This is a genomic window from Paenibacillus taichungensis, from assembly GCF_013359905.1.
GTDB lineage: Bacteria > Bacillota > Bacilli > Paenibacillales > Paenibacillaceae > Paenibacillus > Paenibacillus taichungensis.
The window spans coordinates 279,108-291,414 of the sequence record NZ_JABMCC010000111.1 but is presented as its reverse complement, the minus strand read 5'-3'; the positions used below and the strand labels follow the sequence as shown (position 1 = coordinate 291,414).

Below are 12,307 nucleotides of genomic sequence, written 5' to 3'. Positions count from 1 at the left end.
AACGTTCAGTATAATAACATATAGAACGAACATTCAGTATACTAACGGAGGTCATCATGAACACAAATTGGACGCATCCATTAGAAAGGCAATCTGTAGGTAAGGCATTTGTAAGCTACCTCGTGCCTTCCATATTAGGGATGCTCGTTATCGCTTTCAACTTTATTATCGATGGCATTATGGTTGGACACAAACTAGGTTCTACAGCGCTAGCCGGAATCGGGATTGCTTCTCCTGTCTATACACTTTTTGTAGCTATGTCGCTATGGATTGGAATGGGCGGGGCAACCTTGTATTCCACTTATATGGGTAAGAAGGATCTCACGACAGCGAGACAACTCTTCACCAAATCCATTACGATTATTTTGCTGATTACGATGGTTATTGGATATACCGCATATACTTTCAAAGATAAGCTTGTCTTTGCCCTTGGTGCCAATCCTGAAACATTCCCGTTTGCTGCGGACTATATGAACATTATGCTGTTGTTCGGTTTTGTCTTCACCATTGAGAATGCACTCACGATTTTTGTTCGTAACGACGGAAATCCCAATACTTCCATGTATGCTCAGATTACGTTTGCGGTAGCCAATATTGTGCTCAACTATATAACGTTATACGTGCTGGAATGGGGCGTTCGTGGCGTCGCGATGGGTACAATTGTATCGGCATCTCTGGCACTTCTTGTGTTGCTAACTCACTTTTTCAGGAAAGATAATAATCTCAAATTCACCCGCTTCAAATGGAATACCAAACTATTGGCTTCCATTGTACTCATTGGTTTTCCCAGCTTCCTGGCTGAACTGGGCATGTCCGTCTTCTCCATCTCTCACAACATTTCACTGGATCGGATTGCGGGCACGGATGGCGTAGCATCCTTTACAGTCTTGAACTATATTCATGGTGTTGTTCTCCTGGCATTCCTCGGTCTGGCCTCCGCTGCCCAACCTTTGGTCAGTTATTATCACGGAGCCAAACAGATGGATCGGGAAAAACAAACCATTCGTTTAGCCTCCAGAACGGCTCTGGCATGTGGGGTCCTGCTGTTACTCGTTGTACAACTAGGGGCACCTTATTTTGTGCAAATCTTCGGGAACTTCAGTGCCAGCGTGACGGATAACGCCGTGTACGGTCTGCGAATATTTACTTTTGCATACTTATTCATGGGTATTAACTTTGTCATGAGTACGTACTTCCAATCTGTCGGAAATGCCAAAATGGCCATCTGGATTACAGCTGCACGCGAGATGATTATTATGGTTGCTCTGATTGCGATCCTCCCTTCATTCTTCGGTGTCACCGGCGTATGGCTTGCCGTTCCGCTATCCGAGATGGTGGTTCTGGTGACTATCGGCATGTACTATAAAAAAAGATCCATCTCTGAACGGATAAACAGTTTAACGCTTGAATAAAGCATGTACATGTAAAAACCAAAAGCCCTGCTTGATCTATAGAGATCAGGCAGGGCTTTTGGTTAAGCTAATCAGCTATAACTTATCGATTAGCTCGTTCGTTTAATACATTTTATATTAAGTTTTGTATTAAGTTCTGTATTCCCTCTTATACCCGTATATCAAAACGACCGTTGCTGTCCGTCGTTGCATTTGCAATTTCTTGAGGGGACGCTGCTTGTATGCCATTGGTTGGTGGTTTGGTTGGCGGTGCTTCTTTGGTGGCGGTTGCCCCGCTGCTCTGGGAGCTTTGCTGCGAGATTTGAGCTTCGATTTGCTTGATTTGCTGCTGCAGCTGCTTCGTTTTGGTCTCCTTGGTTTTATCATCGTCCTTGCTGGATTGCACTTTCTCCAATTCGGCCTCAAGCTTCGTCTTTTGTTTCTCCAACTCGCTTGTGCTGTTCGAACTCGATGAAGACGTGGATATGTAGGATGTCGTGGAACTTGCTGCTGAAGAAATATTCATTGTTGATCTCCTCCTCTTTCTTGGTTCCACTATACCCAATCCAGACGAAAGGAACGTTAAAATCAACTGAAAGGTTGCTGAATGATTGGCTGCAGGCCATTTCTAGTTTTTCGAACAAAGCCACCAAGTCCTTTCGTGAAAATTTCTTCCAAGAAATTTTGTGAATTTCGGATGACTGGAATATACATCCAAAGCTATCTATATCAGCCTTTTACGAGGCGTTTTGACAGAACTTACGAAGCTTCAACGAAGGTAGCGCTTACAAACATCCAAAAAAAGGGTTGATAATTGAGAAACCATCCACTATGATAATCTCATCAGTCCGGATAATAAAGTTAAAGCACTTTAACTTTCAACTACATAACATCATATGAAACCTTTTTATTACGGGAAAACTTAACTCTGAAAGTTAAAGCGTTATAACTTTATATCATTTAGAAAGGTTGGTGTTTATGTGACCCATCGCGAAAGCCGGCGGCAGACATTTTACATGTACCTCTTCATCTCTCCATGGCTTATCGGTTTCTTTGTGTTTGCCTTGTATCCGATTCTGTCATCCCTTTATTACAGCTTTACGGACTATGACATTATCCACCCGCCGAAATATGTCGGACTCGCGAATTACAAAGAAATGTTTCAAAATGACCTGTTTTGGAAATCTGTTGTCGTAACGGTGCGCTATACCTTTATCAGTGTACCGATCCAGCTGCTGCTGGCACTTGGATTTGCTCTCCTGCTCAATGCGAAAATACCGTTCCGCGGATTTTTCCGCACGGCCATGTATTTTCCGAGCATGGTATCCGGCGTTGCCATGTCCTTGCTGTGGTACTGGATTTTCAACCCATCGATCGGTCTGTTCAATTACGTGCTGTCCTGGTTCGGCATTAGCGGCCCAGCCTGGCTCATGAGCCCCGATTATGCGCTTTACGCTCTGATGATTATGTCCTTCTGGACGGTGGGCTCAGGCATGATTTTGTTCCTTGCGGGACTTCAGGGCGTTCCTTCAAGCCTCGTGGAAGCCGCCAGACTTGACGGTGCGGGACGCTTCCGAATTTTCCTGAACGTGACGTTGCCCATGATTTCACCCGTACTTTTGTTCCAGTTGATTATGGGCGTCATTGATTCCTTCCAGGTATTTACACAGGCATATGTAATGACCCAAGGGGGTCCAAACTACTCGACCTGGTTCTATGTTTACAACCTGTACACCAGCGCCTTCAAGGAATACAGGGCAGGCTACTCCTCGGCACTCGCTTGGGTGCTGCTGATCGTCGTCATGGCGTTTACGGCGCTCATTATTAAACTCTCGAACCGTTATGTTCACTATGAAGGAGGCGGACGCAAATGAGTACGATTCCGACTGCCGGACCAGGGGCTTCACCTTCTGTGAATAAACGCCGGCGCAAACTCGATGCGGTTAGCATTGCCAGCTTCATTGCCCTGGTGGTCACCACCTTTCTCATGCTCCTCCCTTTGTTTTTCATGGTCTCGACCTCACTGAAATCGAAGAAGGAACTGCTGACGTTTCCTCCGACCTTTCTGCCGGAGTCCTGGCAGTGGAGTAACTACAGAGAAATTTTCGACACGCTTAACTTCGGTCAAATGTATATGAACAGTCTCATTATCGGCATTTTGACCGTTGTGGGCACCCTGTTTTCGTCGGCGCTTGCAGGCTATGGTTTCGCCAGATATCGGGGCAAAGGCAGCAACCTCTGGTTCATGCTCATGCTCAGCACCATGATGCTTCCATATCCGGCGATTATGATCCCACAGTTCATTCTCTTTTCCAAGCTGAACTGGATCGATACTTTCCTGCCGCTGATTGTCCCTGCGTTTTTCGGTTCGGCATACAACATCTTTTTGCTGCGACAGTTCTTCTCCACGCTGCCGGATGAGCTGTTTGACGCCGGACGCATCGATGGCTGCAGCGAGTTCCGGATGTGGCGACAGATCGCTTTGCCTCTATCCGGTCCGGCACTTGCAACCGTTGCGATCTTTGCCTTCATCTACAGCTGGAACGATCTTTTGACACCTGTACTCTATTTAAGCTCATCGGATAAGTTTACGCTTCCGGTCGGTATGTCTTCCTTCACATCTTCGCGTTTCCGAATTCCGCCGTGGCATCTGCTCATGGTTGCCTCCGTGCTCGCCATGCTGCCGATCGTGACTCTGTTTGCGATAGCCCAGAAGCGGTTTGTAGAAGGAATTGTACTTACAGGCATCAAGTAAAGACTCCGTCGCAGGGGCGGCAAAAAAACTTGAATATATGGGGGACTGTAGTTCATGAAAACGATAAGGATCAAAAAGTCTTTTACACTTTTGCTTGCGACCAGCATGCTCGTCGTATTGGCATTGTCCGGCTGTAGCGGCGGCAAATCAGCAGGAGATGTCGTACCTGGTAACGATGGCGATAGCGCTAACTCAGGAGGGCAAGTAACCATAACGCACTACACCATCGATTCCGAGGATCGCACCTTTATCGAAAAGCTCGTTCCGGATTTTGAAGCCCAACATCCAAATATTAAGGTAAAAGTCGAGAAAGCTCCTTACGAGCAATTCGACAGTAAACTCCAAACACTGATTGCCGGGGGCAAATCGCCTGACGTCACAAGCCATTATGGATACGGCGGTTTTGCAGAGTATTACAACAAAGACATGCTGCTCGACATGAACGACATTATTAAGGAAGACGGATTTAAAGCGTCCGACTACAACATCCCGGATGATCTTATGAAAATCTACACCGTCAAAGACCAAGTCTACGGTATTCCGGTCAACATGTACGTCTCTCTGATGCTCTACAACAAAGACATGTTCGATGCTGCCAATGTTCCTTACCCTCCAAGCGATTACGAGGACAAGAGCTGGACGTTTGACAAAATGGTCGAAGACGCGAAGAAAATGACGCATGTATCCAATGATATTGCCAAAACTCAATATGGCGTTGACTTCACATGGTCCGAGCGCGATATGCGCCCGCTCTATTTCGGAGCCGAACCCTACTCCCAGGATACCTGGACCAACGGCGGCGTACCATCTGAGACTCATTTCGATTCGCCTGAAGTCATCGCAGCCTATAACAAGCTGTTCAACCTGATCTTAAAAGATAAAGTGTCTCCGACAACGGAATGGAGTAAAAGCGTAGCGGGCCAAAACGGCGATGCATTCGTAACCGGCAAGGTGGGTATGACCGTCAGCGGCTCATGGAGCCTTGCGGGCTCCAATGACTTCCCTTTCAAGGTTGGCGTAGCCGCAGTGCCTGCCGGCGGCAATGACAAGGTCCGCAGCGTGCTTTTCGTCGATCCACTCTTGATTCTGAAGGGCTCCAAACATCCGAAGGAAGCTTTTGAATGGATCAAGTATCTCGTCAGCGACGAAATTCAGGAAAAATCCATCGACCTGAGCGGTGGTAACCCTCCTGTAAATACGAAGGCAGCCGAAACCTATTACAAGCATTTTGATGGCATTGATGCGGCAGATGTGAAGAAGGTTTACGAGGGCGCTGTGGAATACGGATTTGAATCCTACAACCACCTGATCACCCACTATTCTCAGATCAACGACATGTTCATCAACGAGATGCAGCCGATCGATACCGGACACAGTACCGTTGAAGAAGTAATGCCGACGATTCAGAAAAAGGTCATGGAAATTATCAAACGTTAACGCTAAACATTGTGCCGTCCCGCAAGGGGCGGTGCATCTATCAAATTAGCTTCGCGGCTAAGCCTCCGTACATGTATACTAATGTTAAGTCAATATAAAGTACGGAAAATCTGCCGCAAGGAGAATAAACAATGAAGGTTAGTATATTTGATGTTGCAAAGAAATCAGGGCTCTCCGTCGTAACGGTCTCTCGCGTCTTAAACGGTGCCGAATCCGTACGAGAGAAAAATAGGCAAAAGGTTCTGGAGGCTATCAAGGAGCTCGATTACCATCCCAACGCTGCTGCGCGGAGTTTAGCCCGCGGTAAGACAGGAATCGTCGGCTTGATCATGACCACTCTTCAGGATTCCTTCTTTGATACCGTCGTTAAAGAGCTGAACGAAGTGCTTGCACTTCACGGCTATTTTCTTGCCGTTTCGGTCTCTACCGGCATCGGCTCCGATGAAACCCATTACCTGATCCAGGAGGACCGGGTAGACGGACTTATTCTGCTCTCGCCGATGGAAGAGGATAACTACATCGTGGAACTGAAGCGGCGCAATATTCCTTATGTCCTCATCGACAATCAAAAGCCGGAGAATGATACTTTTTCGGTAACGATCGACAACTACAAAGGTGGCTATGCCGCTACGAAGCATCTGCTTGATCTCGGCCATACCTCCATCGCGCACTTAAGCGGACAAAACATGTTCCGCAGTACGAGAGAGCGTCGCAGCGGTTTCCTGCAGGCACTAAAGGAAAAAAATCTGGCTCCGTTTGAAATGACTACGGGCGATTTCGAAATCGATTTTGGTTATGACATATGCCGCAAATGGCTGCGCGAGGGACGCCTTCCTTCCGCGGTGTTCGCGGGCGATGACCATATCGCGCTTGGGGTCGTGAACGCCCTCATGGAAGAAGGCATCAAGGTGCCTGAACAGGTAGCTATCGTCGGCTATGACGATCAGTATATTTCATCCAAATTGCACCCCCATCTGACAACGGTCCGGCAGCCTGCCGACCGCATTGGGGTTGCCGCTGCGGATATGCTGCTGAAACGCATGGACGGTACGATGAAACGCGGGGCTAATGTAAGGATCGATCCTGAACTCATCGTGCGAGAATCTACTGGATCACCAACAAAAGGTACGACCGGATAAAAAATATAACCTTATATATAGGAGTGACGACCATTGGCTTACTACTTGGGAATCGATGGGGGAGGAACAAAAACATACGCCCTGCTGACCGATGACTTCGGCAATGTGCTTGGCAAAGGCGTGGGCGGCAACGGCAATCACCAGATTGACCACGCCTTGGCCGCACAAAGCATACGGGAAGCTGCAGAAGGAGCTCTGAACGAGGCAGGACTGCGGATTCATGAAATCTCGCACACCTATTTCGGACTTGCAGGAGCAGATCGGGAAGTAGACTACCGAATCCTGCACCCTCTAGTTCAGGGAATCGGATTCACCCAGAATTACTCGATTAACTGTGACACCATGATCAGCCTGCGCGCAGGCACGAACCGACCTTACGGGGTCGCACTGATCTGCGGCACAGGCACCAACTCTGCAGGCCGTAATCCGGCAGGAGAACATGTGCAGGTCGGTGGTTTTGATTATATGTATGGCGATTTCGGCGGTGGCGGTTCCCTCAATATTGAGGTGTTCCGCTCTGTCATCCGTTCTTGGGACGGCCGTGAGCGGCCAACGCTCCTGACTCCCCTGCTGTTGAACTTTCTTGGGTATAACAGTGTCAGCGACATGTTCGATGACTTTCAGGATCATGGCAAGCATGTGCCTGTCCATGCAGCGAAGCTGCTGTTTGAAGCCGCCGCAGAGGACGATGCTGTAGCTCTGGAAATCCTGAACCGTCAAGGTGTAGAGCTTGGCAAATCAGCGGCTGCGGTGATTCACAAACTTGGAATGGAAAAGGACGCCTTTGACGTTATACTAGCAGGAAGTCTGCTAACAAGGGGAGATCGCGGATGGATTCACAGCAAAATTGAACAGACTGTTGCAACCGTCGCTCCGAATGCGACCATTGTAACTTTGGCAACCGAGCCTGTTGTCGGTGCCTTATGGTCTGCTATGGATGCGGCCGGACATGCGGTAAGCCAGGATGTATATGACAAAATGAGGGCCTTCCGTGACTTCGAACATATTAAGCAAACAACAAGATAAACGTCTATAAACACTGTCATCATAATAAATTCTTAAAAGACTGGAGTGTGCAAAATGGCATATGAACAAGGGCTAAAAATAGCGGTAATCGGTGGTGGATCTTCCTATACTCCGGAGCTTGTTGAGGGGTTCATCCTCCATCATGCCGAGCTTCCTGTACGAGAGCTGTGGTTGGTAGATATTGAGCCGGGAGAACGCAAACTGAATATTGTCGGCAACTTGGCCAAACGTATGGTGGAGAAATCGGGTCTGCCGATTGAAGTACATTTGACGTTCGACCGCCGCGAAGCCATCAAGGGTGCGGACTTCGTCAGCACTCAAATGCGTGTCGGCATGCTTGACGCCCGTGGCCGCGATGAATCCATCCCCCTGAAATACGGTGTGATCGGACAGGAAACCACCGGACCCGGAGGCATGATGAAGGCGCTGCGGACGATTCCGGTCCTGCTTGATATCTGTCGTGATATTGAAGAACTCGCTCCTAATGCCTGGCTTCTGAACTTTACGAATCCGGCGGGTATGGTCACGGAAGCCATTCTGAAGTACTCCAACGTTAAAAGCATTGGTCTCTGTAATGCACCAATCGGCCTAATCAAGCAAACCTCAGCCAAATACGGCGTAGAAGCGGACCGCATCTATGCCGAGTTTGTTGGCCTGAACCATCTCCACTGGATTACGCGTATTGATGTGAACGGAGAAGACAAACTGGATGACATGCTGGCTGATACAGCCGGTTACAGCGCGAAGAACGTACCTGCACGGGAGTGGAATCCGGAATTCTTGCAATCCCTGCATGCCCTACCTTCCTACTATTTAAAATACTTCTATATGACCGATGCCATGCTCGAAGAGCAGTTGGAATCTTTACAAACAGGCGGCAACCGTGCGGAAGTGGTTAAACGCGTCGAAGAAGAACTGTTCGAGCTTTACAATGACCCGGACCTGAAAGATAAACCGAAACAGTTGGAACAGCGGGGTGGCGCCTTCTATTCCGAAGCAGCCGTAAACCTGATGCGCTCACTGTACAGCGGAACGAATGACATTCAGACGTTGAACGTAGCCAACCAAGGTATCATTGATTTCCTGCCAGACGATGCCAGTATTGAAGTCAACTGCGTGGTCACCAAAACCGGCCCCCTGCCCCTGCCGCTAACCAAGGTTCCTCCAATGGCAGTTGGACTGATCCATGCGGTTAAAACCTATGAGCGCCTCGCCATCGATGCTGCAGTGACCGGCGATCGTGGATTGGCCATACAGGCATTGGCCCATCATCCTTTGGTCCCTTCGGTCGAAGTGGCGATTCAGATGCTGGATGAAATGCTCGAAGCCAACAAGGAATATTTACCGCAGTTCTTTACTGAATCTGCAGCTAATGCATAATTCGGCTATCATCCATTCGTCCTGATACCATTAGAAAAACGCCTATCGACGTAATTTCACATTAAACGAAACCGCCATATCCCAGGATTTCCTGAGGTATGGCGGTTTGTCGTTTCTAGGCATTTGCCCATCTACAACGCTTGCTCAAATCAATCATTAAATCATTCTCCTAGCTAGCTCCATCCATATTAAAAAGCAGGCAGGGAGCTAATTTCCCTGCCTACTTGCATATGAGCAACCAACGGATGATGAGTTGCTTAGTATGTCCACCAGTTGCCGGACATCACGATCATGGAGAACAGCTTGATGCTGTCTTCATAATAGCCTTCATTCGAGCTGCTGACCGTTTTGGTCCAGACGGAATTCAGCCAGTTTTGATTCACGGACGAGGTCATAGCGCTGACACCAAACGGTGCATAGAACGCCCCGCTGCCGCCAGAACCTGTAACCGTGCCGTTGAGTTTATAACCATCCTTTACGTTGCTAGGGTTACCGCTTACTTTGGCTGAGATCCAGCTATTCATTTGATTGAGCTGATTGAGTGCCCGGCTGTCACCAGTCATCAGGTAATCCGTTGCAATCCGCCAAGGCGTACGACATGAGTTGTAATCGTAGCTGCCATCGTTCGCCCCTTCTAGAAAATTGGCTGAAGCAGGCTTGTATGTCGAGCCAGACAGAACGACGAAGTCTGGAAGCAATCCGGTTGATGAGCTGTACCCGTTGTATAAGGAGTTGATAATGGTATAGGTTTTGTCGATCACGTTCGCCCATTTGGCATCACCCGTTGCTGCCTGGAACGCCTTCAAGTGATTCAGCATAAAGTCCGATGGACGGGTAGCATTTTTGAAGGTGTTGTCCGTTGCCCAATCGCCAAGACGCAGCGTCCATTGGGACTGATTCACGTCACTTTGCATGATGGCATTGATGATGTCCTTGCCGGCCTGAAGATAGTTGATACTGCCGCTGCTACCCCACTGCTTGTCCGCAAGCAGGAGCGAATAAGCAATGTCCATGTCTCCATCCGTGGCCGAGTCAGCACCTTCAATGTTCTGGAAGCTGCTGTTTTGTTTCCAAGCCATCAGTTTCGAATTGTTGGCGCTCGGATGAGCTTTATAATATTGATAAAGTCCGTCGAAATAGGCCTGTGCATTGCCGTCATAACCGGCCATTAGAACCGTTGCCAGCATTCCGTACCCATGTGCCTCAGATACAGTATCCCCGTTGGACTGATATTTCACATAATATTTGCCCGTGCCCGCCGTTTTCAGATAAGCTGATTTCCAGCTGTCCCATTTCGCTTTCACGGAGCTGTCCATCGCACTTTGCGTAACATGATTAGGCTTGATCGAGCCGCTGGTATATGCCGTGTGCTGCGGGAACGGCTTGTTTGGAGCTGCGAAAGCAAAGCCCGCTGGAATCAGAAGAAAAGCGAGACAACACATCATAACAGCCTTGCTGCTAACCGAAAATCCCCTGTTTTTTCTCATAAATTTACGCTCCTTTTAGATCCAAATGGGTCTTGATCCATGACATAACCTTTAAGCCGAAAATTCAGTTTAGCATCTTGATGGAGAAACCATGATTCATTATTGGACTTGTGAGACACAATCACCTCCACCTAAAAGTTAAAGCGCTTTAACTTTTAAAACGCTTACATTTATTTTAATTGTTCTTCTAATATTTGTAAATAGATATCTCTGAGATTGAATCTAAAGTCCTGATTCGACATTTGCCAGTAAAAAAAAACGGAAATCAATGCACGGGGATTTCTTACCCTAATTAATATCAAGCCTTCATTCACTCACGTATGGATGACTACTTGCTTCTTCGCAGGCATACAAAAATCCCCTCAAGCTTCCAGTGCTTGAGGGGATTTTTATACGATCTCTTTTTTCACTATTGTCTACCATGTGGGAAGAATACCAGGCTCCCATAAAAGGGCTTTGATTCTTTTATTTTCGTATCACCGTATATCCTTTATCTTTCAGCAACTTCACGATCCCATGATCGCCCAAGTAGTGCGCTGCACCAACCACGATGAAGTACTCTTCACCCTTGCCGTTTTTCAGGTAACCATCGATCTTATCAGCCATTCCAACATTACGGTCGATCAGCATTGCTTTGTTGTATTCTTCATCATCAGAGAAGCTGTTCGTCAGCTCCAGCAGTTGTTCGTCATTCCCTGTCTTCCACATTTCGGCCATTTGATTCACGCTGTCATCCAACACATCGAAATTGTCCAAAGTCGCTTTCAATGTTTTCTCTTGCAGCTCCTTAGAGAAGTCATTGAACATTCCCAATTGAGATTCATAGGACTCCAACTCGATCACCGGAAGTTTGCGCTCGATTGCCTTCTGTATGAAGTACAGATCAACCCCCGCAGAAGCTTCATAGCCCGCTTTCATAGACTTCAGACTGGCTAACGTGCTCTCTACTACCCAAGGCTTAAAGGTATCCAGTGCATTCGGCTCCAATCCACTTTGCTTCAAAATATTGCCCAGTTGAGTATACGTCTCGCTGGAAATGTGATCTTTCAGTGTTGTGCCATCCTGATACGAGCCCAGATCCAGAACAATCTTCTGCTGCGCTTCTTCAGCCGCTTTGCTGATATCGATCTCTACGCCTAGGTAATCCGCCTCGGCAAAGGCTTCTTCAAACTCCTTACGCAATGGATAAAAGCTTTCATCTGCAATATGCATAGAACCTACCAGGTACACAGTGTTACCGTTGCTTTCGACTTCCCACATGAAGCCACGTCCACCGGTTTGAACAGTTTCTGTTTCGCCACCTTTGGAAACCAGCAGCACTGTGCGTGTAGCAGCATCCCAGCGAACTTCATAACCAGCGGCATCCCCGACAATGCGAATCGGCGCATAGGTTATGCCATGAATTCGAGTAAGCTTACTTTTCAAAGTAATCGTTTTGCCGTTAACGACGGCTGTAATTGTATCATCTGTTGCTGTCGTCAGCTTCACGTCCATCGCGTCCAGCGTGGAGCGCAGCGGCACAAGTGTTGTTCCTTTATTGTTAATCGGTGCACCCACCGTGTATTCAACCGTTTCGTCATTCACCTTTACCGATGTCTCTTGCGGAGAGGCCATAGCCGGTACTGCGGATGCGAGCAAACCAACCGAAATAGTTAGAGACAAGAGCATGCGTTTCCAGTTTTTCATATTATG

The 12,307-nt window shown here is 47.8% G+C and carries 10 protein-coding genes; 7 read left to right on the top strand and 3 right to left on the bottom strand.

Going from position 1 to position 12,307, the window contains the following annotated elements; genetic code table 11:
- Positions 1-56 precede the first annotated feature (56 nt).
- Positions 57-1,412 carry an MATE family efflux transporter gene (locus HP548_RS15585; protein ID WP_175382164.1) on the top strand — a complete coding sequence of 452 codons (1,356 nt, stop codon included), beginning with the start codon at positions 57-59 and terminating at the stop codon, positions 1,410-1,412.
- A 148-nt stretch (positions 1,413-1,560) separates the two neighbouring features.
- On the opposite strand, the gene HP548_RS15580 is transcribed toward HP548_RS15585, so the two are convergent.
- On the bottom strand, positions 1,561-1,917 hold the full coding sequence (locus HP548_RS15580; RefSeq protein WP_175382163.1) for a FlxA-like family protein: 357 nt from the start codon (positions 1,915-1,917) through the stop codon (positions 1,561-1,563).
- 490 nt (positions 1,918-2,407) lie between these two features.
- On the opposite strand from HP548_RS15580, the gene HP548_RS15575 reads away from it, so the two are divergent.
- The 6 genes from HP548_RS15575 (at position 2,408) to HP548_RS15550 (ending at position 9,128) form a co-directional block, all read left to right on the top strand.
- Positions 2,408-3,265: a carbohydrate ABC transporter permease gene (locus HP548_RS15575; RefSeq protein WP_053779693.1), complete on the top strand. Its 858-nt coding sequence runs from the start codon at positions 2,408-2,410 to the stop codon at positions 3,263-3,265.
- Positions 3,262-4,146, top strand: coding sequence for a carbohydrate ABC transporter permease (locus tag HP548_RS15570; protein WP_076290524.1), 885 nt, complete (start codon positions 3,262-3,264; stop codon positions 4,144-4,146). The genes HP548_RS15575 and HP548_RS15570 overlap by 4 nt, the downstream gene beginning before the upstream one ends.
- 54 nt (positions 4,147-4,200) lie before the next feature.
- Positions 4,201-5,583, top strand: a complete 1,383-nt coding sequence (locus HP548_RS15565) for an ABC transporter substrate-binding protein (RefSeq protein WP_076290525.1) — start codon at positions 4,201-4,203, stop codon at positions 5,581-5,583.
- A gap of 131 nt (positions 5,584-5,714) precedes the next feature.
- Positions 5,715-6,722: a LacI family DNA-binding transcriptional regulator gene (locus tag HP548_RS15560; protein ID WP_099858779.1), complete on the top strand. Its 1,008-nt coding sequence runs from the start codon at positions 5,715-5,717 to the stop codon at positions 6,720-6,722.
- Between the two features lie 33 nt (positions 6,723-6,755).
- Complete coding sequence (locus HP548_RS15555; RefSeq protein WP_175382162.1) at positions 6,756-7,748, top strand: N-acetylglucosamine kinase; 993 nt, start codon at positions 6,756-6,758, stop codon at positions 7,746-7,748.
- A 54-nt stretch (positions 7,749-7,802) separates the two neighbouring features.
- Positions 7,803-9,128 (top strand): 6-phospho-beta-glucosidase, encoded by a 1,326-nt coding sequence (locus tag HP548_RS15550; protein ID WP_175382161.1) that lies wholly within the window; start codon positions 7,803-7,805, stop codon positions 9,126-9,128.
- A 257-nt stretch (positions 9,129-9,385) separates the two neighbouring features.
- Here HP548_RS15550 and HP548_RS15545 read toward each other — a convergent pair whose 3' ends face one another.
- Positions 9,386-10,615 (bottom strand): glycosyl hydrolase family 8, encoded by a 1,230-nt coding sequence (locus HP548_RS15545; protein ID WP_175382160.1) that lies wholly within the window; start codon positions 10,613-10,615, stop codon positions 9,386-9,388.
- Positions 10,616-11,080: 465 nt separating this feature from the next.
- A complete protein-coding gene (locus tag HP548_RS15540) occupies positions 11,081-12,301 on the bottom strand; it encodes a TraB/GumN family protein (RefSeq protein WP_175382159.1) in 1,221 nt (406 codons plus the stop codon).
- Between the last annotated feature and the right edge of the window lie 6 nt (positions 12,302-12,307).